Origin of the sequence: Phaeobacter sp. B1627 (genome assembly GCF_006265095.1) — a bacterium.
In the GTDB taxonomy this organism is placed as follows: Bacteria; Pseudomonadota; Alphaproteobacteria; order Rhodobacterales; family Rhodobacteraceae; genus Epibacterium.
On the sequence record NZ_VCNK01000001.1, the window covers coordinates 253,516 to 275,574 of the forward strand.

Genomic DNA, 22,059 nt, shown 5'->3' on the forward strand with positions numbered 1-22,059 from the left:
GCGACCAGCGCCGCGCGCGCCCCTGTCGGGGCGCGCGCGGCGCCCGGCCCAACCGGAGGGGCCGCTTTTGCAAAGCGGAGCAAACGGGCGGGAGCAGACCCGAAGGCCAATAGTTGGCCTCAGTCGCGAGAGCAAAGATGTGGTGTTCTGGTTGCCTGAGCTGATCGCCTGATCGCCCGGACGTCAGCAATTGGGCACGTTGACAGCGAGGCCGCCAAGCGAGGTTTCTTTGTATTTCTCGTGCATGTCTGCGCCGGTTTGCCGCATGGTTTCTATGACCGCGTCCAGTGGCACAAAATGCTGGCCGTCTCCGCGCAGGGCCAGTGATGCGGCCGAAACCGCCTTGATCGCACCCAGGCCATTGCGCTCAATACAGGGAACCTGAACCAATCCCTTGACGGGATCGCAGGTCATTCCGAGGTGATGCTCGAGCGCGATCTCGGCTGCGTTTTCCACCTGCTCGACGCTGCCGCCCATCACCGCACAGAGCCCCGCCGCAGCCATCGCAGCCGCAGAACCCACTTCTGCCTGGCAGCCGGCCTCGGCGCCGGAGATGGAGGCGTTGTACTTCACCAATCCGCCGATAGCGGCCGCGGTCAACAGGAAATCCTCGATCTGTTTTTCTGACGCGCCGGGCACATGATCGAGATAGTATCGCAGCACTGCGGGCAGCACACCGGCGGCGCCATTGGTCGGTGCCGTCACCACCTGGCCACCGGCGGCATTTTCCTCATTCACAGCCATGGCATAGACACTCATCCAGTCGTTGATGGTATGCGGCGCGGATTGGTTGAGGCCGCGTTCAGCCATGAGCGCATCGTAAATCCCCTTGGCGCGCCTGCGCACGTTGAGGCCACCGGGAAGGATGCCGTCGCGCTCCAGCCCGCGGTTGATACAGTCGTTCATCACCTGCCACAGTCGGGCAGTGCCCCGGGCGAGGCTCTCTTCGCAGCCGCGTGCAACTTCATTGGCGCGCTTCATCTGGGCAATGCTCAGCCCGGAGCGCTGCGCCATTTCCAGCATTTCCACGGCAGATTTGAACGGAAAGGGAACCGGGGGACCATCGTCGGTGGCCTTGCCCTGCGCGAGTTCTTCTTCCGTCAGCACAAACCCGCCGCCAACCGAATAGAACACCTGGCGGAGCATGACGTCCCCCTGCGCATCCGTGGCCATCAGGGTCATGCCGTTGGCGTGACCGGGCAGCACATGATCGTAGTCAAAGATCATATCGGCTGCAGGGTCGAAGGTCAGAGATCCCAGATCGTCAGGGGAGCCGTCATGGACAATGGTCTTGCTGGCGTGGATCGCGGCCAATGTGGCCTCGGCTTTTTCGCCATCGTAGCTTTCCGGCCTGAACCCTGCCAGACCGAGGATCGTCGCACGGTCAGTCGCATGGCCGACGCCGGTAAAGGCAAGCGATCCGTGCAGCGAGGCCCGCACCCCCCGAAAGTCAAACGGGGCGGCGCGCATCATGTCCAGAAAACGCGCGGCTGCCACCATAGGCCCCATGGTATGGGAGGAGGACGGGCCAATACCCACCTTGAACATATCGAAGACGGAGAGAAACATTTAGGTCGCGGATCCTTCTGGAGGCAGGGCTAGGATGGGGGCAGTGAACGGTGTCGGGCCGAGACCCTCGGCAATTTGGGCGCGTTTGGTGCTGGCGCGGCTTTCGGCCCTGCGGCAGAGGGCAAAGAGCACGGGAAAGGCGGTCAGGTCGAACCACGGCTTTGTGTCGGCCGGATCCTGCGCGATGTCGGGGACGCGTTGCGGATTCGGGTTGGCATAGAGATGGCACCACCTCATCAGGCAGGGCAGATAGAGGTCAAGAAGCCCGGGCTCTGCAGCGCCGGCAAGACCCGGAGTGTGTTGCAAACCGTCTTCGAGAATATGGAGGTCGGCGCGAAGGCGGTCTCGGTATATGCGGCGCAGTTGTGATTGATCCGCCGGATTCGGGCCAATGAATTTTTCGGGATAGAAGTAGCTGCGCAGATCCGTGTGCAGCGTGTTGGAGGTCCAGAACAGCCACTTCAGGAACGGGCCGCGCAAGGGATCCTGTGGTTTGGGGGCCAGCTTTCCGGTTGTGTCCGCCAGCCACAGCAGAATGGCTGCCGTTTCAAACAATACACCATGAGGGGTTTCCAGCACCGGGATGGTTCCGTTGGGATTGAGGCGCAGATACTCCGGCGATTGCTGCGCACGCGCCTGCCTGTCCACCAGCAGGGTCACATAAGGCAGGCGCAGCTCTTCCAGCGCCAGACGCACGATCAGCGAGGCATTGTCCGGGGCGTAGTGAAGGCGAAGAGAGGCTGTCATGGTCCGATCCTATCGCTCCTGCCTGTCTTGGACAGGTTCGTTTCCGACGTTTCCGATAGGAAACGCGCACTGGCTGCGCTGTTTGGCGGATTGCCGAGCGGCAGCTGGTGGGCGTGAGGGGGCAGGCGTGAGAGGGCAGGCCTGCCGAAACTGGGCGTGTTTCGGCCCTCGCATGGGCCCCTCAAACCGCCTATGGTATCCGCATAACATGCTGTGGTATCTGACTGCTGTGGCAAAATGCTTGTTCCTGCAAACGGAGACAGTCCCCCATGAGCGGAGAGCTTTCGCCCATAGACAAAGCAAAATTCGTGGCCGCCAGACGCGCCGCTGACATGGTGGAGAACGGCATGCGGGTCGGTCTCGGTACCGGATCGACTGCGGCCTGGCTGGTGCGCTGCCTCGGTGAGATGGTGCGCGAGGACGGTCTGAAAATCACAGGGGTTCCCACATCGATCCGGACGGCAGAGCTGGCCCGGGAGGTCGGCATTGAGATCGTGTCGCTGGACGAGGCAAAATGGCTCGACCTCACGATTGACGGAGCGGATGAATTCGATGGTGAGCTGAACCTGATCAAGGGCGGCGGCGGTGCGCTGCTGCAGGAAAAGATCGTCGCCTCGGCCTCTGACCAGATGGTGGTGATTGCCGACAAGGCAAAGGAGGTCGAATCGCTCGGGGCCTTTCCCTTGCCGATCGAGGTGATCCCCTTCGGCTGGCAGACCACCCAGTCGCTGGTGGAGGAAACGCTGATCTCGATGGATGTGCTGGGCCGCACGGTGACAGTGCGGATGGATGGGGCCCGCCCCTATATTACCGATGAGGGGAACCATATCCTCGATCTGCACCTCAGGCGCATCGGCAACCCCCGGCAGCTGGGGCTGGTGGTCAATCAGATCCCGGGCGTTGTGGAAAACGGTCTCTTTATCGATATGTGCGATACCGTGGTGATCGGCTACGGGGATGGCAAGGTCGAAGTTCGCGATATCAATGAGGGCACGATTGAAACGGACCGGATCGATTTTGTCGAAAGTGACAATCTTTTCAAGGACCTGAGCGAATAACCTTCGGCGGGCCGCGTCTCCGCCCAATAACTGGTCAATAACTGCCCAGTATCCGCCCAATCTTCGGGCCGGTCTGTCCTCTGCCGCAACCGGTTGGTGCCGCATGCCCGTGTGTGTGCCTGCCTGTCTGCCTGTCCGGTATCCGGTCGTGATCGGCCCTTCACCTCCTCTTCACGCTTTCGCGACAAAACCACCGGGGGCGTTTCAATCCGGAGGCTCTGCCACCACCTGCGAGACTGGCAATTCAAAGCGCGCTGTGTGATACCTCGCGCAAGACCAAAGATAGGGCGACGGATATGAGCTTTGACTATGATCTCTTTGTCATCGGCGGCGGTTCCGGTGGGGTTCGCGCGGCGCGTGTCGCGGCGGCTGGCGGAGCGAAGGTGGCTCTGGCTGAGGAAGACCGCTACGGCGGCACCTGCGTGATCCGGGGCTGTGTGCCGAAAAAGCTGATGGTGTTCGCCTCCGAATATGCGGAGATGGCGGATGACGCCCGCGCCTATGGCTGGGACCTGGAAAACAAAGGCTTTGACTGGGATCACTTCAAGACCAAGCTCCATTCTGAACTGGACCGGCTGGAAGGGATCTATCGCAACCTGCTGAAAAACGCGGGCGTCGAGAGCTTTGATGCGCGTGCCACGCTGGCCGACCCGCATACGGTGACGCTGTCTGACGGCTCCACCAAAACCGCCAAGCACATCCTGATCGCCACCGGTGGGCGTCCATGGGTGCCGGAGTTCACCGGCGCGGAGCTGGCGATCACCTCGAACGAGATCTTTCATCTCGACAAGCTCCCTGAAAGCATCCTGATCGTCGGCGGTGGCTATATCGCCTCTGAATTTGCGGGCATCATGAATGGTCTCGGGGTGAAGACGGCGCAATACTATCGCGGCGCCCAGATCCTGCGGGGCTTTGACGACGAAGCGCGCGGATTGGTGGCCGAGGAAATGATCCAGTCGGGGATCGACCTGAAGCTGGGCACCAATGTGCTGGAGATGCACCGCGAGGGTGACAAGATCCGGGTCAAGGCGAGCAATGGTGACGAGAGCCTCTTTGATCAGGTGATGTTTGCCACCGGGCGCAAGCCCAATGCCGACGATCTTGGCCTTGAGGCGCTGGGCATCGAGCGCGGCCGCGGTGGCGAGATCGTTGTGGACCAATACAGCCAGACCGCTGTGCCGTCGGTCTATGCCATCGGTGATGTGACGGACCGGGTGAACCTGACGCCGGTTGCGATCCGCGAAGGCATGGCCTTTGTCGAGACGGTGTTCAATGGCAACCCGACCAGCCCAGATCACGAGCTGATCCCGACCGCGATCTTTACCCAACCGGAGATGGGCACCATTGGTCTGTCGGAAGAGCGGGCCGCAGAACAGGAAACGATCGAGGTCTATTCGACCTCTTTCAAACCGATGCAACAGGCCTTTGCGGGACGGGCGCAGCGGGTGCTGATGAAACTGATCGTCAGCCAGGCGACCCGCAAGGTGCTGGGATGTCATATCGTTGCCCCGGGCGCGGGTGAGATGATCCAGCTGGTGGGCATCGCCGTAAAAATGGGTGCGACAAAAGAAGATTTCGATCGCACTGTTGCAGTTCATCCGACCATGTCGGAAGAATTGGTCACGCTGAAATCCCCGGTACGGACGCTCTGAGGCGTCCGCTGCCGTCAATCGGGGTCAGGCGCTTGAATTCGGGCGCTCAGATCACAGGTTAGTAAGCAACACCCGCCGGATGGGCGGAGGAAGATGGATAGGAGACTTATGTCTGGGAACAGTGGTGGCCCCTGGGGGGGCGGCGGTTCCTCCGGCGGCGGAGGAAACAAGGGAAACAATGGTGGCGGGGGCGGCGGTCGTCGTCCGGATGACAACCAGATCCCCGAAATCGACGAGCTGATGAAAAAGGGCCAGGAGCAGTTGCGGGTCCTGATGGGAGGACGCGGCGGCAAGGGCGGCGGTCGTGGCTCTTCGGGCGGCGGCGCCGGTGGCGGCAACCCGTTGTTCACCAGGGGCGGTGTGGCCATTGGTGCGGTGGTCGCGGCGCTGCTGTGGGGCTATGCCAGCTTCTACACCGTCAAGACCGAAGAAAAATCGGTGGAACTGTTCCTCGGTGAATTCTCTGCAGTGGGCGACTCGGGTCTGAATTTTGCGCCCTGGCCTCTGGTGACCTATGAGGTGGTGCCGGTCAGCGTCGAGCAGACCGAGAGCATCGGCACCGGCGCGCGGGGCTCCGATGCGGGCCTGATGCTGACGGGGGATGAAAACATCATCGATGTGGACTTCCAGGTGGTCTGGAACATCACGGCCCCTGATCAATACCTCTTCAACCTGCGCGATCCCAAGGCCACCATTCAGGCCGTGTCCGAGTCGGCCATGCGCGAGATCATCGCGCAGTCCGAGCTGGCGCCGATCCTGAACCGGGACCGTGGCGTCATCTCGCAGCGCCTTGAGGAGCTGATCCAATCGACCCTCGACAGCTACAACTCCGGTGTCAACGTGGTACGGATCAACTTTGACGGTGCCGATCCGCCAGAACCGGTCAAGGATGCCTTCCGCGAAGTGCAATCCGCCGGTCAGGAACGGGACCGTCTGGAGAAACAGGCCGATGCCTATGCCAACCGCAAACTGGCATCCGCACGCGGTCAGGCCGCCCAGACGCTGGAAGAGGCCGAAGGCTACCGGGCGCAGGTCGTGAACCAGGCGCAGGGTGAGGCCTCGCGCTTTGCCGCGGTTCTGACCGAATACGAAAAAGCACCGGAAGTGACGCGCAAACGGCTCTATCTCGAAACCATGGAAGAGGTGCTGGGCCGCGTTGACAAGATCATTCTGGACAGCACCGCCGGTGGCGTTAGCGGACAGGGCGTGGTGCCATATCTGCCGCTCAATGAAATTCGCCGTTCGGGAGACAACTGATGAACCGTAACATCATTTCCTTGGTTGTTCTGGCCGCGCTGATCGTCGCGGGCCTGTCCTCTTTGTTCATCGTCGATGAGCGTGAAAAGGCGCTGGTGATGCGCTTTGGCCGTGTTGTCAACGTGCAGGAAGATCCCGGTCTCGCCTTCAAGCTGCCGTTCATTGACGACGTCGTGAAATACGATGACCGTATCCTCAGCCTCGAAGTGGGGCCGCTGGAGGTCACACCGCTGGATGACCGCCGTCTGGTGGTCGATGCCTTCGCGCGCTACCGGATCGTTGACGTGCGTCGCTTCCGCGAGGCGGTTGGTGCGGGCAATGTTGCCGCAGCCGAATCGCGGCTCGACAACATCATGCGCGACCAGACGCGCGAGGTGCTGGGTACCGTCAGCTCCAACGATATCCTGTCGTCGGACCGCGCGGCCCTGATGCTGCGGATTCGCAATGGCGCCATCACCCAGGCTCAGGCGCTCGGGCTCGAGGTCATTGACGTGCGGTTGAAACGCACCGATCTGCCGCAGGCCAACCTTGAGGCGACCTTTGCGCGGATGCGGGCAGAACGCGAACGCGAAGCTGCGGACGAGATCGCTCGCGGTGACGAAGCGGCCCAGCGGGTGCGTGCTCAGGCGGACCGGACCGAAGTGGAGCTGGTCTCCGAAGCGGAACGCGAAGCCGAGGTGATCCGGGGTGAGGCAGATGCCGAACGCAACAACATCTTTGCCGAGGCCTATGGCCGCGACCCTGAATTCTTTGAATTCTACCGCAGTCTCACGGCCTATTCGCGCTCTCTGCAGGCGGGCAATTCCTCCTTGGTGTTGTCGCCCGACAGCGAGTTCTTCAACTATCTGAAGTCCTCTGACGGCAAGCATAGCGAAGGCCAGTCCGAAGGTCAGTAACCGCCGCTTCGGTCAGGGCAAGGCGCAGGGTGGTCAGGCCAAAACGCCAGCCGTTCCCGTCATTCCTGAAGGCCACGCGATACGGTGAACAAAATGAAGGGCCGCTCCGGTTGGGGCGGCCTTTTGCTGTCGCCGTTTGCCCTCGTTTTTGCTCCGGAGGGGGCAAGAATGAAACCCCGGCGTATCTGCGCTACTCTGCGGCCTGGCATGGGCGGGTTTTCGCCTGTTGCGCCAGGGGCGCAGTCGCAAAGCCTTCACCGGACATCACGTCAATTTGAGATGACTGCAACGCCCATTGCGGCCTTCGACGCAAACACTACATTGAATGCACAGTTTCCGAACCCCAAGGTGCCGGGGCCACGGATCTCCGTGCTACGGCGCCTGAGGCACGAAGTCGTTCTATTCCGCTTTGCAGGCGGGCAGGACGGAGACAGAGTTGACAGGCCAATTCAAGGAGTATGTCCGTGCATCCAATCTCAACTACCAAAGCAGTGGCTCAGAACCCTGCGCAGGCCGGCTGGCGCCTGTTCTGGATGGTGGTCCTCGGGACCGCTTTTCTGGTTGTGCAGTCGCTGGCAGCCGCTGCCCGGCCCGAAAGCCTCGCGCCGCTGGCTGAAAAAGTCAGCCCCGCCGTGGTCAACATCACCACGTCGACCATGGTCGAAGGCCGGACGGAACCGCAGGGCATCGTCCCTGAAGGCTCGCCGTTTGAGGATTTTTTCCGCGAGTTTCAGGATCGCAACCGGGGCGGGAACCGGCCGCGCCGCTCTTCTGCGCTGGGCTCCGGATTTGTGATCTCTGAAGATGGCTATATTGTCACCAACAATCACGTGATCGAGGGCGCCGACGAGATTGAGATCGAGTTTTTCCCCGGCGATGGCCAGCCACAGGACCTGCTGCCGGCGGTTGTTGTGGGCACGGACCCCAACACGGATATCGCACTTTTGAAGGTGGAGGCCCCGATGCCGCTGACCTTTGTGAAATTCGGCGACAGCGACACTGCCCGTGTGGGGGACTGGGTCGTGGCGATGGGCAATCCGCTGGGGCAGGGGTTTTCGCTCTCGGCAGGGATCGTATCGGCGCGCAACCGGGCGTTGTCGGGCAGCTATGACGACTACATCCAGACGGATGCGGCGATCAACCGCGGCAACTCCGGCGGGCCATTGTTCAACATGGACGGTGACGTTGTCGGCGTGAACACGGCGATCCTCTCGCCCAACGGTGGCTCCATCGGCATCGGCTTCTCCATGGCGTCGAATGTTGTGACCAAAGTGGTCGGGCAGCTGAAGGAATTCGGCGAGACCCGTCGCGGTTGGCTCGGGGTGCGCATTCAGGACGTGACCGATGATCTGGCCGAGGCAATCGGCATGGCCAACAGCGAAGGCGTGCTGATCACCGATGTGCCCGAAGGCCCGGCCAAAGAGGCAGGCTTGCTGGCCCGTGATGTGATCACCAGTTTCGACGGGTTCGAGGTTGCGGATACCCGTGAACTGGTGCGGCGCGTGGGCGACACAGAGGTCGGCAAGACGGTGCGTGTCGTTGTCTTCCGCGATGGCAAGACCGAGACGTTGCGGGTGACGCTCGGACGGCGCGAAGATGCGGTCGGTGCGGATGCCTCATCATCTGAGGGTGGCAATGTGGCACCGGATGAAACCGAGAAGGAACTGCTCGGGCTGACGGTGGGTGCGGTGCGCGATGACATGCGCGAGGAACTGAACCTCGATGCGGGGACCAAAGGTCTGGTGATCCTGTCTGTAGATGAGACATCCGGGGCCTGGGAAAAGGGTCTGCGCGCGGGTGATGTGATCACCGAAGCGGGGCAGACCAAGCTCGGCTCCATCTCGGATCTGGAGGATCAGATCTCGGCCGCGCGGGACGCAGGTAGAAAATCGATCTTCCTGATGGTGCGCCGGGGCGGAGAGCCGCGGTTTGTGGCCCTGAACCTCGACGAGTAATCCCGACCATTCGCGGGTTGCCAGAGGCCGGTCCCTTGGTTGGGGTCGGCCTCTTTTATGTGCCGGTAGTGTGCCGGTAATTTGCCTGACATGAGGCGGCTTTGGGCGCGCGGGCGGCTCGGCTGTTTCGGTCCTGCTCGGTTTGGGCGAGGGGCTGGACGCGGGCTGAAAACACGGGGGGGCGGACCCCAAAGAGCCATGTGTCGGGCGGACACATGGCTCACGATGGGACGGACGATCATTGGGATGGATAGGAGAATGATCGCCTTGCCCCGCTTATGTCAGTCCCCGGCGCCGCCGACTGTGAAGGAGGTCACATTCGAGTGAAGTTTTGTGTGCGGGCGTGAAAATAGTTGGTCCGTCAATCAGTCAGTTCGCCCATCAGTCAGGCCGCCCATCAGTCTGTCGGATCCCTCGCGCGCGCGGGCTGTACGGGACGGGCTGTACGGGGCGGGCTGTACGGGACGGGCAGGCGGGGGCGCAGGTGGAGGAGCTGGCCATCTTCGCCTGCACTGGCCCGGTCAAAGCGGAGACGCCAGACCTCAGATCCCTTCGGGGTCAGCCAGAACGGCCAGCCCGCCCCGATCCTTCAGCAGCAACCCGCCCCGGCTGATTTCAATCAGCCCGGCCTTGCGCCAGTTCGACAGGGTCTTTGAAACCGCTTCCCGTGTGGCGCCGACAAATTCGGCGAGCTCTGATTGCGACAGGCTCAGCTGGCCGTTGCCGTCTGCCGGGGTGAGGTAGAGCAATTTTCGCGCCAGCCTCACAGGCATCGGCAGAAACACCTGTTCGTTGAGCTGAGTGTTCATCCAGCGCATTCGTTGGCCCGCGAGCTTCAGCATGTCGCCGGCGAGTTCCGGATGGCGGGTCAGTTGGGCCAGCACGTCCCGGTGCCGCAGACGGCGCAAATGGCTTGGCTCTGCCGCGGTGGCAGTGGCGGTGCGCTCGCCCGGATCGAACATTGCGATCTCGCCAAAGATTGCACCGGGACGCATCATGTCGAGCGACAGCTTGCGCCCGGCCGCCGACAGGGTGGAGATCTCCAGCGCGCCGGATATGATCGCGTAGAGCGCATCGCCTTCGTCACCGCGCTCGAACAATACCTCGCCGGTATCGAGCCGCACGTCGGTGGCCTGGCTGTCCAGCATCGCCCGGAGCCGGTCCGACGCTCCGGAGAGAAAGCTGGAGGCGGGAAGGAGGGGCGCTGTGGCCATCGGGTATTCTCCGGCAGGGGCGGCAGGTGAGCGGCTGGTGCGTCGCTGGGCGCGGCGGGCTCGCGACCAACGTGGTGCACAGATGTGGTTTGCGAGGTTCTAGGCTGATGTCCGTTTGGGCGCAACCTTGCGGAGGACTTGCGGGATCTATGCGATGCGAAATGGCCGCAATCGCGCCGGGTCTGGGTATTTGTTGGGCAGCAAAGGAGAGCGGCCGAGTGGGCATTCCTTTCGACTTGAGGGCGCCGCAATGACAGGCGCGCCAGCCGGTCGGGCGCGCCAGCCGGTCAGGTGGGCAGGTGGACGGCGCTCAGTCCCAAATCCCGGGCCGCGCGTAACGACAGGGTGGTGCTGTCTATGCCAAGAGGCAGCTGGTAGGCGCGGATCGCAGCACGTGTGTCCGCGCCGAGAAGGCCGGTGATGGCCCCGCCATAGGCCCCGCGCGCGGCCAGCGCCCGCTGCAGAGAGGCGATATACTCTGCTGTCATGGCCTCCGGGCAGGGGGTTTCGAAATAGCTTTCCTCGCGGGGGCGGGTGATTTGCTGTCGGGTTTCACTGGCGAAAACTGCGGGTTCCAGCACTTGCCCGTCGGTGGATTTGACTGGTGGGGCAATCATCACCTGCTCTGTGACAGTTTCTACCCGGGCCGGAATGATGATGGTATCCCAACAGGTTCCGGGCGGCGCGCCGGGGGGCGCGGCGCGGCCGACCCGTTCAAAGGGGGGCTGGCCTGTGCAGGCCAGAGTGAGAAGCGGGAGCGCAATCACAAGCAAGCGGGCGAGGCTCATGCAGGGGGGACGCAGGCCTTTCTCCGGACTTTTGGCCGTATATGCGGCCAGACGGTTGTCCGCATGTTTGGTGAGATGCTTGGTGAGGCGTTCGACCGGGGCGTAGGGCGAAAAGTTGGGCGGGGAGTGTGGCGGTTGGTGGCCGCGGATGCGAAAGGCAGACCGGATGCGGCCTCCGGATCTGGGCTGGCCGGATGGCAGGGGCGGCAAGACGTCCATTGGCTCTGACAGATCCCTCGAAAATGCAATCTCCGGGATCCTTCGGCAGCCCCGGTTATCCGGAATGCTAGCCCATATCCGGGGGCGGCGCAAAGGCTGGATCATCTTCGCGGCTTTGCTCTGCGAGCAGCAAATCCAGCATTGGCGATATATCCTCGATCTGCTCGGCGATCACATGGATCACCCCATCAGCCCGTTGCAATTTGCCCGTCACACGCAGCAGGCGGCCTGCGATGACCGCGCGGCGAAACCGTTCATAGATCTTGCGCCAGACGATAATGTTCACGACGCCTGTTTCATCCTCCAGGGTGAGGAAGATCACGCCTTTGGCGGTTCCGGGCCGCTGGCGCAGGATCACCAGCCCGGCGACGGTGACGCGGGCCTCGCTGGGCGGGCGGTCCAGCAGCGCGGCAGGCAGGCAGGCGGGCGGGCGCGGCCAGGCCGTCGGTCCTGGCCTGAACGCGGGCGTCTCGCCGTGACCCAGGTTGGTGGATCGGCCTGTCGCGCTGTCAGCGGAGCGGCGGGAAGAAGCGGGCTGTGCCAGCGCCGCAGGAACCGGAGGTGGGGGGGATGCAATGAAAGGCATGATCGGAAACCGGGCTCTGTGTGGGGTCGCGGCGGAGGCATATGCCTGGAACAAATGTAGAACGTTGCTTTTGAAATGGCAAGCGGCGCCGGGGATGTCGCAAATGGGGCTGGCACGGCTCCGGCGCGGTGGTTACACACAGGACGTAGTACCGAAAAAGGGAAGACGGATCATGGCAAAAATCACCTACATCGAGCATAACGGGACCGAACATGTGGTCGACGTAGCCAGCGGACTAACCGTGATGGAAGGTGCGCGCGACAATAATATTCCGGGCATCGAGGCGGATTGTGGCGGTGCCTGTGCCTGTTCGACCTGCCATGTCTATATCGCGCCGGACTGGGTCGAGAAATTGCCCAAGATGGATGATATGGAAGAAGATATGCTCGATTTCGCCTATGAGCCGGATCCGGCGCGGTCGCGTCTGACCTGTCAGATCAAGGTCACTGACGCGCTGGATGGCCTGATCGTTCACCTGCCGGAAAAACAAATCTGATGGGCCTGCGGGGCATGGCGCGGCGACGGCCGTTGCGTGCCTTGCGACCTTGCGCACGCCGCGCCGCGCAGATCGGGTGCCTGTGGCAGATCGGGTGCCTGTGCCTGTGTCTGATGGGCTTCGGCGGGGTGGCTCTGGCTGGGGCCGCACCGGGCGAGACCCGTATCGTTGGCGCCGAATTCACCTCACCGACACGGCGCTATGACCATGGTGTGCTGGGCGATGCCGTGGAATTCGGCAGGCTTCTGATCCATGTGGAAAACACCGGCGCCAGCGCGGCGGCTGCGGTGTCGCGAACGACCCTTTCGGTCACCCTGCCGCCATCGCGGGTGTTTGAAGACCTCGCGCCGCGTTTGTGGGACGTGACGGGCGATGCTCTGCCTGAAGTCGTAGTGATCGAGACCGACCTCGCGGCCGGGGCTCAGCTGGCCATCTATTCCGCCGATGGAGGCAAATTCGCCGCAACACCACACATCGGCCGGAGCCACCGCTGGCTGGCTCCGATCGGGGCTGCGGATCTCGACGGGGATGGTTTCATCGAGATCGCCTATATCGACCGGCCACATCTCGCCCGGGTTCTGCGGATCTGGCGGGTCCGGGACGGGCAGTTGCAACAGATTGCGTCGGCCACGGGACTGACCAATCACAAAATTGGCGAAGCAGTCATAACGTCCGGCATCCGCGATTGCGGGCAGGGGCCTGAGATCGTCACGGTCAATGGCAACTGGTCCAGGGTGGTCGCCTCGCGGCTGGTCAAGGGTGAGATCCGGAGCCACGATATCGGCGCCTTCGATCCGCATCTGAGGCTGACGGCGGTGCTGGCCTGTCGATCACAGTGATGCGGCAGCTGTGTCAGCAGCCTCAGGGCGCCACCGGTGCGCAGCATGGGCCGCGACGCGACGATGACCGCATTCAGGTCCCACTTCGCGCCGCGCTTTGCCTCGCCCTGCTGCGGGGCTCAGATCCGGGGGCTGACAGGCCGACGCATGGTCAGTGAGGTCGCGCGATCATACCCCGGGTGCGCGGTGCGCTCTGTCGTCGCGAATCCCATCCTGGCGAAGGCCACGTGATTCTCAACCAGTTCGACCCGCACCTGCAGCTCCAGTGCCGACAGCCCGAGTGCCCGGGCACGCTCCGCCGCCAGATCAACCAACCGCCGCCCGAGGCCCGTCCCGCGCCGCGAGACGGCGACCGCGAGTTTGCCGATGTAGATGGCGTCGTCGCTGGCGGTCAGGATCACACAGGCCTGAGGCGGCGCGCCGATGCACCAGATCTCTTTGGTTTCGGCTTGGCTCACGAGATCCGCAAGGGTCAACCGATGGAGGGAAGAGGGCGGATCGATCCGCCCCTCCATGGAAGCGAAGGCCTCCTGCATCACAGCGAGCACCTGTGGCAGCGCGGGGCTGTCGGGCGCCAGTCGATAGGGGGTGCTGCTCATCGACGTCAGCCTGCTGGCCTAGAGCGCGCGCCAGCCAATGTCGCGGCGGACAAAGCCTTCGGGCCAGTCGATCTGATCGACCATTGCATAGGCGCGGTCGCGGGCCTCCTGGAGGTTTTGCCCACGGGCCGTGACGTTGAGAACCCGCCCGCCGTTGGCGAGGATCCTGTCCCCGTCTGCCTTGGTTCCGGCGTGAAAGACCATGTTCATGCTGTCCTCGGGCAGAGCCGCAAGGCCCTTGATCTCTGATCCCTTGGCATAGTCACCCGGATAGCCTGCGGCCGCCATGACAACGGTAATGGCATGATCATCGGCCCAGTTCACCTGTGCCTCTTTCAGGCGTCCTTCGGCTGCGGCCTGCATCAGATCCAGCGCCTGTGCCCCGAGCCGCATCATCAGCACCTGGCATTCCGGATCGCCAAAGCGGACGTTGTATTCCACCAGCCGGGGCTGGCCGTCCTTGATCATCAGACCGACATAGAGAACCCCCTGATAGGGCGTGCCCCGTTCGGCCATCACCCGCATGGTGGGCTTCACGATCTGCTCCATTGCGCGGGCTTCGATCTCGGGGCTGAGCACCGGAGCCGGCGAATAGGCCCCCATGCCACCGGTGTTGGGGCCGGTATCGCCCTCGCCGACGCGTTTGTGATCCTGTGCGCTGCCGATCGACAGGATGTCTTCGCCGTCGCAGAGCACAAAGAGCGAGGCCTCTTCGCCTTCCATGAATTCCTCGATCACCACCTCGGCGCCGGCACCGCCAAAGGCGCCGCCGAACATGTCATCGATCGCCGCCAGCGCGGTGTCCTCGTCCATCGCGACAATCACCCCCTTGCCGGCCGCGAGCCCGTCGGCCTTGACCACAATCGGGGCGCCGTTTTCACGCACATGCGCCCTGGCGGCCTCGGCATCGGTGAAATGGCCGTAGCCCGCAGTGGGGGCCTGTGCGGCATCGCAGACCTCTTTGGTGAAGCTTTTCGAGGCCTCCAGCCGGGCCGCCGCCTCCGAGGGGCCAAATACCAAAATCCCCGCCGCACGCAGCCGGTCGGCAACCCCCGCCGCCAGCGGGGCCTCGGGGCCGACGATGACGAAATCGATGGCGTTTTCCTCGGCAAATGTCACCACGGCACCACCGTCCTCGGCGTTGAGGCTGGCGCATTCCGCGATCTGGGCAATCCCCGCATTGCCCGGCGCCACAATCAACTTGTCGCATTTCGGGTTCTGCATCACGGCCCATGCCAGGCTGTGTTCGCGCCCGCCGCCACCAAGGATGAGGATATTCATGAGCCGTACTCCGATCTGCTTGGCCTCTGTTGTCGCGCGTTCTATGCTGCCCGCGACATCAAAACAAGAACGCCCGTGACCGCCGCGGAACTTCAGCGCAGACAGAAGGCAACAGAACTCTCCATGTCCGACCTCCTCGACGATCCCGCACCGGGCCAGAACGCACCAGAGTTTTCCGTCTCCGAGCTGTCGGGCGAGGTCAAGCGCACGCTGGAGGGCACCTTTGGCCGGATCCGGGTCCGGGGCGAGGTCGGCCGGGTGTTCAAGGCCCGCTCGGGACATCTGTACTACGATATCAAGGATGACCGCTCGGTGCTGGCCTGCACCACCTGGAAAGGGCAGATCAGCAAGCTGGCCGTGGTGCCCGAAGAAGGGCTGGAGGTGGTGGTGACCGGGCGCCTGACGGCCTTTGGCGCCCAGTCGAAATACAACATGAATGTCGAAGAGGTCGCGGTCGCGGGGCAGGGCGCACTGATGGCGCTCTTGGAAAAGCGCAAGGCACAGCTGCAGGCCGAAGGGCTGTTTGCGCCTGAGCGGAAAAAGCCGCTGCCCTATCTGCCGCAGATCATCGGGGTGGTGACCTCGCCGTCAGGTGCGGTGATCCGCGACATTCTTCACCGGCTGCGGGACCGGTTCCCGCGCAAGGTGCTGGTCTGGCCGGTTGCGGTTCAGGGCAGCAATTGTGCGACGGAAGTGGCCCGTGCCATTGAAGGGTTCAATCAACTCAGCCGGGGCGGCGCCCTGCCGCGGCCGGATCTGATCATCGTTGCCCGCGGTGGCGGCTCGATCGAGGATCTTTGGGGGTTCAACGAGGAAATCGTTGCCCGCGCGGTTGCCGCCAGTGACATTCCCCTGATCTCTGCCGTGGGTCATGAGACGGATACGACCCTGATCGACTATGTTTCCGACCTGCGGGCCCCGACCCCCACCGCTGCTGCCGAACATGCGGTTCCTGTGCGGCTCGATCTGTTGGCGCATGTGGAGGGGCTGGGCGCGAGAATGGCCCAGGCCAGTGGCCGGGCGGTGCAGCAAAGGCGACAGCGGCTGGGTGATCTGGCACGGGCGCTGCCACGGCCGGACAGCCTGCTGGACACCCCCCGGCAACGGTTGGACCGGGTATCCGACAGGTTGCCGAATGCGCTGATTTCCGGTGTGCAGCGGCGCAAACTGATCCTCAGCGAAAGGGCCGCATCCCTGCGCCCCGCAACGCTGCGCAACCTTGTCGAGCGGCGCCGGGACCGTCTGAAGAACCTCTCCTCCCGCCTCAGCCTGCGTCCCATCGAACAGGAAACGGAGCGCAAACGCGAACGGCTGACCGCCCTCACCACACGTCTTGCGACTGTCCAGACCGCGCGGGTCAGCCGCCAGCGGGACCGTCTTTTGGCGACCGGGCGGCAGCTTGATATCCTCAGTTACAAGGCAACGCTGCGGCGGGGCTATGCGGTGGTGCGTGACGGAGAACGGTTGATCACCAGTAAATCCGCAGCGCAGGCGGCGGCGGCGCTCATTGTCGAATTTGCCGACGGTCAGGTGGCGATCAGAGGTGGGGAGGCTGCCGCTCAGGGAACTCCGGGCGCTCAGGGCGCTCGGGGTGCTCTTGGCACCCGGGGCGCGCCTGCGTCTTCTGCGGCGCCTGCTGAACCCGTCAAATCCAAGGCGGCCGCGTCAAAGCCCAAACCGCCAAAGTCATCCGGTGGGCAGGGGTCGTTGTTCTGACGTCCTGCCGACCGGAGGAGCGCGGGTCCGGACGGGGCCTAGACGCCGACTTCGGGGCCGAGGCAGACCATCTCTTCTTGCGGCCCATGCCGTTCGGTCAGGGTCAGGGGAGGCCCGTCCTGATCCATGGTGACGCTGAGGCCGGAGGTGTCGATCTGAAAGCTCCAGCACTGGGCCGTCTGCCGGTTTTCGTAGAGGAAACAGATTTCAGTCCCGTCGGCGCCATCCTGTGCAAACCACTCGCCCTCGATGCAACGCCCGTCGAGAAAGGACCAGATCACCCTTTGCCCGGGCAGGTAGCGCTCGGCGCCATAGGCGAGGCCTTGCCAGTCAAACAGGATCACGCGGCCCTCGGTATAGCGCCGGAAGTCCTGCGCATCGGCGGCCAGCGACGGTGCGGGGATGCTGGTCAGGCAAACGCCGGTGAAAAGAGCGATCAGGGCACGGGCCGTGACGGTATCCGATCTGCGGCAAAACGGGGCGAGGGCGATGAGGCGGGACATGAGGTCAGCATGGCGGATCTGCGGGCTGACGCCAAGGGCCAAGGTCCGTGCATGGCCGCAGAGCCTGCCTTTTTAGGCCATTGGATCCGCAGCAGGGCCACTTGCGCTTTGCAACCTCCGCCAAACAGCATTAGGTGAGGATAAAACGACCCTGCGGAGACCCAGATGGCGCTTTTCTCGAAGCTCAAGGAACGGTTGCTGAAATCCTCGTCCCGCCTCGGCAAGGAGGTGGACGCGATTGTGGAAGAGGGGGCCTCCGTCAGTGGGGCGGCCACCTTGGAGCCCCCGGTGGCAGGGGCGTCGGGTGGCGCGCCTGAGGCCATCGTACCATCCGCCCCTGCAGTGCAGGCGGAGGCGCGTAAACCGGGCCTGTTGGGTCGGTTGATGGGGCGCAGCAGCGATGCAGAACCGCGTCGGGTTCTGGATGACGATATGCTGGAGAGCCTCGAAGAAATGCTGATCGCCTCTGACATGGGGGTGGATACGGCGTTGCGGGTGACGGCCAATATCGCCGAGGGCCGCATGGGGCGGCGTGTGTCGGGGCGCGAGATCCGGGAACTGCTGGCACAGGAAATCGCCCGGGTGATGGAGCCTGTTGCGCGCCCCTTGCCGCTCTATCCCAGCAAGCCGCAGGTGGTGCTGGTGGTTGGGGTGAACGGGTCGGGCAAAACCACCACAATCGGCAAGCTCGCCAGCCAGTTTCGCGCGGCCGGAAAATCGGTCGTCATTGCGGCGGGCGACACGTTCCGCGCCGCGGCCGTCGAACAGCTTCAGGTCTGGGGGGACCGGGCGGGCGTGCCGGTGCTGACCGCGCCGGAGGGATCGGATCCAGCAAGCCTCGCCTTCGACGCGATGACCAAGGCCGAGGCCGACGGGGCGGATCTGTTGATGATCGACACGGCCGGCCGCCTGCAGAACCGGTCTGACCTGATGGAAGAGCTGGCCAAGATCGTGCGGGTGATCCGCAAGAAAGACCCCGATGCGCCGCATAATACCCTGCTGGTGCTGGACGCGACCACCGGCCAGAACGCCCTGCGCCAGGTGGAGACCTTCCGGGAGCTGGCAAATGTATCGGGGCTGGTGATGACCAAGCTGGACGGCACGGCCAAGGGCGGTGTTCTGGTGGCGCTTGCCGATAAATTCGGCCTGCCGATCCACGCCATCGGGGTCGGTGAGCAACTGGAGGATCTGGCGCCCTTTGACCCGGAAGAATTTGCAGCCGCTCTCACCGGTCTCGGGGACTGAGGATCAATGCGTCGCCATCCACTTTTCAACATGGCGCAGGACAAACAGCACCATCAGCACCAGAACCGTGGCCATTGCGGCCAGCGGCATCTGACCGGCGCCGCAGCCAAGCCCGATTGCCCCCACCAGCCAAAGCGACGCGCCGGTGGTGACATTGCGAACCCGGTCACCCGAGGTGAAGATCAACCCGGCGGCCAGGAAGGCAACACCGGCGGTCACCGCTTCGATCATCCGCAGGGGGTCATTGCGCTGCGCCTCCGCTCCGAAATCGAGGGCGGCGATTTCGCGCCCCAGTATGATGAACAGACAGGCCGCAACCGACACCAGGATATGCGTCCTCAGACCGGCCGGCTTGCCCAGGAATTCGCGCTCCAGACCGATCAGCGCCGCCAGGACGCTGGCCGCCAGCAGGCGGGCAAAGGCAACGGGCGCGGGGATGACGGAAAAGGTTCGGGTGAGCTCGTCGGTGATCTGTTGCAGGGGGACGTCGAACATGGGGCCTCCGGGTGCTGGTACATGGACCCAACGCAGAAGCAGGCGCGACGTTCCCTCCTCAGTCACATCGGGCCGCACACAAGGGAAAACAGATGTTGAGTGACTGGCTGATCTCACTTGAAGGCACCGAGGCGGGGCACCAGGTGGCGTTGATCCTTGCGGTGTCAGCCGCGATCCTGCACGCGATTTTTGGCGCCATGCAAAAGGGACGCCACGATCCCTGGCTGTCGCGGGGGGCGATCGATGCGTCCTATGGCCTGATGGCGGCCCCGTTCGCGCTGTTTGTCGTGCCCTGGCCAGAGCCCCATATGTGGCTGATCTTTGCGGGCGTCTGGATCATCCATGTGATCTACAAGGTGCTGCAGGCCATGGCCTATACCAAAGGGGCCTACACGGTCGTCTATCCGGTGGTTCGCGGCACCGGGCCGCTGTTTGCCGTCATTGGCGCCTATTTTCTGTTCGGTGAGACCTTCACGGTGGTCCAGTGGCTGGGCGTTGGCGTCTTGCTGGCGGGGATCTTCGGCCTGGCGGTCTACAATTTTGTGTTTCTGGTCACCGCCAGAGAGACGCTGGGCATTGCGCTGGTGCTTGCGGTGGCGACCGGGCTGTTCGTGGCGCTCTATACCACCTATGACGCATTCGGAATTCGGGCAACGGCGGACCCGTTCACCTTTCTGGCGTGGTTTTTCATGATTGATGGCCTGACGATGCCGCCCTATGCCTATTGGCGGTGGCGTCGCATGGGCGAGGACCGCCCGACGGTTGGTCCGTTGATGATACGCGGCTTTCTGGGCGGTCTGGTTGCATTCGCGTCGTTTGGCTCGATCATGCTGGCCACCCGGCTGGACAAGGTCGGCGAGGCGGCCGTTCTGCGGGAGACCTCTACCGTATTCGCGGCGCTCATCGGGTGGTTGGTGCTGAAGGAAACCGTAGGCCCGCGCCGGATCGCCTTGATGGCCCTGATCGCGCTCGGCGCGGTTATCGTTGAAATGGGCGGCTGAAAGACGCATCTGTAGCGCAGGCCCGCGCGAAAGACCCAAGCCCGCGAAAGAACCAAGGACACAGCAGACACAATGACCGAGCAGAGCAATATGACCGGACCGGCAGGCAAGGATGAGAGCACCGCGGAGAAAAAGACCAATCCCTGGCTCAAGGGCCTGCTGGAATACGGGCCGATTGCGCTGTTTTTTATCGCCTATCTGCGGTTGAAAGAGCAGAGCTTTGACATCGCGGGCACCAGCTATGATGGCTTCATCGTCGTGACGGCCGGCTTTGTGCCCTTGATGATCCTGTCGACGCTGGCCTTGTGGAAGCTGACCGGGAAACTGTCGAAGATGCAGGTTCTGACCCTGGTGCTGATCGTGGTGTTCGGCGGCTTGTCGGTCTGGTTCAACGACGAGCGGTTTTTCAAGATGAAGCCGACGCTGATCTATCTGATATTCGGCGGTCTGCTCGGGTTTGGCCTGCTGCGTGGGCAGAGCTACCTGCGGGTGGTGATGTCAGAGATGATGCCATTGACCGAAGAGGGCTGGATGATCCTGACCCGACGGCTCTGTGCGTTCTTCCTGGCGCTTGCGGTGGCCAATGAAGTCATCTGGCGCAGCCTGGACACCGAAACCTGGGTCTATTTCAAGACGTTCGGCCTGACGGTGGCGATGTTTGTGTTCTTCATGAGCCAGGCGAAACTGTTTCAGCTTCACGGCGTTGAGGAGGCCGAAGCCGAGGACTGAACCTCGCTGCTGGGCAGGGCCCTCCCACCCGCGACACTGCGCAAGGGGGGCGGTGCCGGTCACTGGATGCGCTGCCAGATCGGCATCGGGCCGGGGAGGGGGCGCAGCGACAGCAACCGCGACCATCGCCGGGCGGGAACGGCGGGCAGGAGCTGCTGCATCAGATGCAGGGGGGTGCGCTCCGGCTGGCGGATCAGACGTTGATAATACCGCAGGGCGCCGGGGCGCGTGTAGGCTGACCAGTGGCAAATCCGGCGTTCCGGCAGGCCGATGGAATGTCCCATCTGGCTCAGGCGGTCGAGGGTGTCGAGACAGTCGAGCTGCAGGGTCACGGCGTTCGGTGCCACAAGTCCCTGGCCAATGGCGCGGTCACCGACCCCGGGCGAGCGGGTCAGGGTCTCGAACATGAAATCAAAGGCATCGTTTTCACGGCTGGTCACGTTGAAAAACTCTGCAGCGCGTCCGGCCGGGGTCAACAGCGCCTGATAGGCGCGACTTTGATAGGAGGCGCCGGTGAGTGAGATCAAACGCTGCACCGCGCCTGCGGGCAGGTGGTGCAGAGCCTCGAGCGCCACTTCACTGCCCAGCGAATGGCAGAGGATGTGAATGTCACGCTCCGGATCCACCTGACGGATCCGGCGCACCACACGCGCCAGCGCCCGTCCGGCCTGCACAGCCCGGCTCTGGGCCTGCCCGAGGCTGGCGCGGGCGTCCCAGCCAAAGGCCACGGCGCGGCCTTCGTCCCGTCGCCCCAGGCCAAATCCCAGCTGACGCGGCCAGGACGGGGCCCGCCATGGCAGGTGCTGGGGATCCAGCGACAGGATATGGCGATGTGGGCAGTGATCCGGGTTTCCCGGCTGATATTTATAGCCGTGGACCATGACAACCGTCGGCCCCGCCTGCGGCGGCATAGCCCGGATACCGGTTTCAAAGTCGCTGTGCCGAGCATGCAAGACCGGCGAATCGCCGACAGCATTGATACGTATGATGGCCATCTCCGGATCCCCGAACCACGTGTTTTTCAATGCGCTAGCCGGTTCAGGTGACAGGGGCGTGACGCGGACGTAACGCTGCGGTGACGCGGCGGGGCCGCAACAGGGCGCAAGTGCGGCGCAGCAGTCCCCAGGGGGCGTGTTCGGGGGGTGTTTCACTCTTGCGCTTTGGACTGATTTGCGCCTTATACAGCCTGCGTTCGTCAGGACGCTGCGCGCCAT

21 protein-coding genes are annotated in these 22,059 nt (G+C 63.4%); 11 read left to right on the forward strand and 10 right to left on the reverse strand.

The window, feature by feature from the left end:
• Nucleotides 1-183 precede the first annotated feature (183 nt).
• On the reverse strand, nucleotides 184-1,569 hold the full coding sequence (locus tag FGE21_RS01105; RefSeq protein WP_139660930.1) for an L-serine ammonia-lyase: 1,386 nt from the start codon (nucleotides 1,567-1,569) through the stop codon (nucleotides 184-186).
• A complete protein-coding gene (locus FGE21_RS01110; protein WP_139660932.1) occupies nucleotides 1,570-2,316 on the reverse strand; it encodes a glutathione S-transferase family protein in 747 nt (248 codons plus the stop codon).
• Nucleotides 2,317-2,585: 269 nt separating this feature from the next.
• On the opposite strand from FGE21_RS01110, the gene rpiA reads away from it, so the two are divergent.
• From rpiA to FGE21_RS01135, 5 genes are all read left to right on the forward strand, one after another.
• Nucleotides 2,586-3,374 (forward strand): ribose-5-phosphate isomerase RpiA, encoded by a 789-nt coding sequence (gene rpiA, locus FGE21_RS01115; RefSeq protein ID WP_139660933.1) that lies wholly within the window; start codon nucleotides 2,586-2,588, stop codon nucleotides 3,372-3,374.
• A 296-nt stretch (nucleotides 3,375-3,670) separates the two neighbouring features.
• On the forward strand, nucleotides 3,671-5,026 hold the full coding sequence (gor, locus tag FGE21_RS01120; RefSeq protein WP_139660935.1) for a glutathione-disulfide reductase: 1,356 nt from the start codon (nucleotides 3,671-3,673) through the stop codon (nucleotides 5,024-5,026).
• A gap of 108 nt (nucleotides 5,027-5,134) precedes the next feature.
• Nucleotides 5,135-6,283 carry an FtsH protease activity modulator HflK gene (gene hflK, locus FGE21_RS01125; RefSeq protein ID WP_139660937.1) on the forward strand — a complete coding sequence of 383 codons (1,149 nt, stop codon included), beginning with the start codon at nucleotides 5,135-5,137 and terminating at the stop codon, nucleotides 6,281-6,283.
• Nucleotides 6,283-7,179, forward strand: a complete 897-nt coding sequence (gene hflC, locus FGE21_RS01130) for a protease modulator HflC (protein WP_139660939.1) — start codon at nucleotides 6,283-6,285, stop codon at nucleotides 7,177-7,179. Before hflK ends, hflC begins: the two co-directional genes overlap by 1 nt.
• A 458-nt stretch (nucleotides 7,180-7,637) precedes the next feature.
• On the forward strand, nucleotides 7,638-9,134 hold the full coding sequence (locus FGE21_RS01135; RefSeq protein WP_139660940.1) for a Do family serine endopeptidase: 1,497 nt from the start codon (nucleotides 7,638-7,640) through the stop codon (nucleotides 9,132-9,134).
• 542 nt (nucleotides 9,135-9,676) lie between these two features.
• Here FGE21_RS01135 and FGE21_RS01140 read toward each other — a convergent pair.
• The 3 genes from FGE21_RS01140 to FGE21_RS01150 all read right to left on the reverse strand — a co-directional run bounded on the left by FGE21_RS01140 (nucleotide 9,677) and on the right by FGE21_RS01150 (nucleotide 11,839).
• Nucleotides 9,677-10,348: a Crp/Fnr family transcriptional regulator gene (locus tag FGE21_RS01140; protein WP_139660942.1), complete on the reverse strand. Its 672-nt coding sequence runs from the start codon at nucleotides 10,346-10,348 to the stop codon at nucleotides 9,677-9,679.
• Between the two features lie 287 nt (nucleotides 10,349-10,635).
• The gene (locus tag FGE21_RS01145) at nucleotides 10,636-11,355 is read right to left on the reverse strand and encodes a peptidoglycan-binding protein (protein ID WP_255731206.1); all 720 of its coding nucleotides are present in this window, start codon (nucleotides 11,353-11,355) and stop codon (nucleotides 10,636-10,638) included.
• Between the two features lie 67 nt (nucleotides 11,356-11,422).
• Nucleotides 11,423-11,839, reverse strand: coding sequence for an OB-fold nucleic acid binding domain-containing protein (locus FGE21_RS01150; RefSeq protein WP_255731220.1), 417 nt, complete (start codon nucleotides 11,837-11,839; stop codon nucleotides 11,423-11,425).
• Between the two features lie 274 nt (nucleotides 11,840-12,113).
• Here FGE21_RS01150 and FGE21_RS01155 point away from each other — a divergent pair, with 274 nt between their 5' ends.
• The gene (locus tag FGE21_RS01155; protein ID WP_139660945.1) at nucleotides 12,114-12,437 is read left to right on the forward strand and encodes a 2Fe-2S iron-sulfur cluster-binding protein; all 324 of its coding nucleotides are present in this window, start codon (nucleotides 12,114-12,116) and stop codon (nucleotides 12,435-12,437) included.
• A gap of 14 nt (nucleotides 12,438-12,451) precedes the next feature.
• The gene (locus tag FGE21_RS01160) at nucleotides 12,452-13,276 is read left to right on the forward strand and encodes a VCBS repeat-containing protein (protein WP_255731207.1); all 825 of its coding nucleotides are present in this window, start codon (nucleotides 12,452-12,454) and stop codon (nucleotides 13,274-13,276) included.
• Nucleotides 13,277-13,395: 119 nt separating this feature from the next.
• Here the strand turns inward: FGE21_RS01160 and FGE21_RS01165 are convergent, their stop codons facing one another.
• Both FGE21_RS01165 and purD read right to left on the reverse strand, forming a co-directional pair.
• Nucleotides 13,396-13,875 (reverse strand): N-acetyltransferase, encoded by a 480-nt coding sequence (locus FGE21_RS01165; RefSeq protein WP_139660949.1) that lies wholly within the window; start codon nucleotides 13,873-13,875, stop codon nucleotides 13,396-13,398.
• Nucleotides 13,876-13,893: 18 nt separating this feature from the next.
• On the reverse strand, nucleotides 13,894-15,156 hold the full coding sequence (purD, locus tag FGE21_RS01170) for a phosphoribosylamine--glycine ligase (RefSeq protein WP_139660950.1): 1,263 nt from the start codon (nucleotides 15,154-15,156) through the stop codon (nucleotides 13,894-13,896).
• Nucleotides 15,157-15,279: 123 nt separating this feature from the next.
• On the opposite strand from purD, the gene xseA reads away from it, so the two are divergent.
• Nucleotides 15,280-16,872, forward strand: coding sequence for an exodeoxyribonuclease VII large subunit (gene xseA, locus FGE21_RS01175; protein ID WP_139660952.1), 1,593 nt, complete (start codon nucleotides 15,280-15,282; stop codon nucleotides 16,870-16,872).
• Nucleotides 16,873-16,910: 38 nt separating this feature from the next.
• Here xseA and FGE21_RS01180 read toward each other — a convergent pair whose 3' ends face one another.
• Entirely contained in the window at nucleotides 16,911-17,375 is a 465-nt protein-coding gene (locus FGE21_RS01180; protein WP_255731209.1) for a hypothetical protein, read from the reverse strand.
• A gap of 165 nt (nucleotides 17,376-17,540) precedes the next feature.
• Between FGE21_RS01180 and ftsY the strand changes: the two genes are divergently transcribed.
• On the forward strand, nucleotides 17,541-18,620 hold the full coding sequence (gene ftsY, locus FGE21_RS01185) for a signal recognition particle-docking protein FtsY (RefSeq protein WP_139660953.1): 1,080 nt from the start codon (nucleotides 17,541-17,543) through the stop codon (nucleotides 18,618-18,620).
• A gap of 3 nt (nucleotides 18,621-18,623) precedes the next feature.
• Here the strand turns inward: ftsY and FGE21_RS01190 are convergent, their stop codons facing one another.
• Nucleotides 18,624-19,115 (reverse strand): MgtC/SapB family protein, encoded by a 492-nt coding sequence (locus FGE21_RS01190; protein ID WP_139660955.1) that lies wholly within the window; start codon nucleotides 19,113-19,115, stop codon nucleotides 18,624-18,626.
• 95 nt (nucleotides 19,116-19,210) lie between these two features.
• Between FGE21_RS01190 and FGE21_RS01195 the strand changes: the two genes are divergently transcribed.
• Both FGE21_RS01195 and FGE21_RS01200 read left to right on the forward strand, forming a co-directional pair.
• A complete protein-coding gene (locus tag FGE21_RS01195) occupies nucleotides 19,211-20,116 on the forward strand; it encodes a DMT family transporter (protein WP_139661050.1) in 906 nt (301 codons plus the stop codon).
• A gap of 72 nt (nucleotides 20,117-20,188) precedes the next feature.
• Nucleotides 20,189-20,845: an inner membrane-spanning protein YciB gene (locus tag FGE21_RS01200; RefSeq protein WP_139660956.1), complete on the forward strand. Its 657-nt coding sequence runs from the start codon at nucleotides 20,189-20,191 to the stop codon at nucleotides 20,843-20,845.
• 59 nt (nucleotides 20,846-20,904) lie between these two features.
• Here FGE21_RS01200 and FGE21_RS01205 read toward each other — a convergent pair whose 3' ends face one another.
• Nucleotides 20,905-21,840, reverse strand: coding sequence for an alpha/beta hydrolase (locus tag FGE21_RS01205; protein ID WP_139660957.1), 936 nt, complete (start codon nucleotides 21,838-21,840; stop codon nucleotides 20,905-20,907).
• Between the last annotated feature and the right edge of the window lie 219 nt (nucleotides 21,841-22,059).

Excerpts from the sequence above, each read along its gene's own strand:
- gor (WP_139660935.1), top strand. The coding sequence starts at position 3,671 with ATGAGCTTTGACTATGATCTCTTTGTCATCGGCGGCGGTTCCGGTGGG.
- rpiA (WP_139660933.1), top strand. The coding sequence starts at position 2,586 with ATGAGCGGAGAGCTTTCGCCCATAGACAAAGCAAAATTCGTGGCCGCC.
- FGE21_RS01110 (WP_139660932.1), bottom strand. The coding sequence starts at position 2,316 with ATGACAGCCTCTCTTCGCCTTCACTACGCCCCGGACAATGCCTCGCTG.
- FGE21_RS01155 (WP_139660945.1), top strand. The coding sequence starts at position 12,114 with ATGGCAAAAATCACCTACATCGAGCATAACGGGACCGAACATGTGGTC.
- xseA (WP_139660952.1), top strand. The coding sequence starts at position 15,280 with ATGTCCGACCTCCTCGACGATCCCGCACCGGGCCAGAACGCACCAGAG.
- FGE21_RS01180 (WP_255731209.1), bottom strand. The coding sequence starts at position 17,375 with ATGTCCCGCCTCATCGCCCTCGCCCCGTTTTGCCGCAGATCGGATACC.
- FGE21_RS01140 (WP_139660942.1), bottom strand. The coding sequence starts at position 10,348 with ATGGCCACAGCGCCCCTCCTTCCCGCCTCCAGCTTTCTCTCCGGAGCG.
- purD (WP_139660950.1), bottom strand. The coding sequence starts at position 15,156 with ATGAATATCCTCATCCTTGGTGGCGGCGGGCGCGAACACAGCCTGGCA.
- FGE21_RS01105 (WP_139660930.1), bottom strand. The coding sequence starts at position 1,569 with ATGTTTCTCTCCGTCTTCGATATGTTCAAGGTGGGTATTGGCCCGTCC.
- hflC (WP_139660939.1), top strand. The coding sequence starts at position 6,283 with ATGAACCGTAACATCATTTCCTTGGTTGTTCTGGCCGCGCTGATCGTC.
- FGE21_RS01135 (WP_139660940.1), top strand. The coding sequence starts at position 7,638 with ATGTCCGTGCATCCAATCTCAACTACCAAAGCAGTGGCTCAGAACCCT.
- hflK (WP_139660937.1), top strand. The coding sequence starts at position 5,135 with ATGTCTGGGAACAGTGGTGGCCCCTGGGGGGGCGGCGGTTCCTCCGGC.
- FGE21_RS01165 (WP_139660949.1), bottom strand. The coding sequence starts at position 13,875 with ATGAGCAGCACCCCCTATCGACTGGCGCCCGACAGCCCCGCGCTGCCA.
- FGE21_RS01190 (WP_139660955.1), bottom strand. The coding sequence starts at position 19,115 with ATGTTCGACGTCCCCCTGCAACAGATCACCGACGAGCTCACCCGAACC.
- ftsY (WP_139660953.1), top strand. The coding sequence starts at position 17,541 with ATGGCGCTTTTCTCGAAGCTCAAGGAACGGTTGCTGAAATCCTCGTCC.
- FGE21_RS01145 (WP_255731206.1), bottom strand. The coding sequence starts at position 11,355 with ATGGACGTCTTGCCGCCCCTGCCATCCGGCCAGCCCAGATCCGGAGGC.
- FGE21_RS01160 (WP_255731207.1), top strand. The coding sequence starts at position 12,452 with ATGGCGCGGCGACGGCCGTTGCGTGCCTTGCGACCTTGCGCACGCCGC.
- FGE21_RS01200 (WP_139660956.1), top strand. The coding sequence starts at position 20,189 with ATGACCGAGCAGAGCAATATGACCGGACCGGCAGGCAAGGATGAGAGC.
- FGE21_RS01205 (WP_139660957.1), bottom strand. The coding sequence starts at position 21,840 with ATGGCCATCATACGTATCAATGCTGTCGGCGATTCGCCGGTCTTGCAT.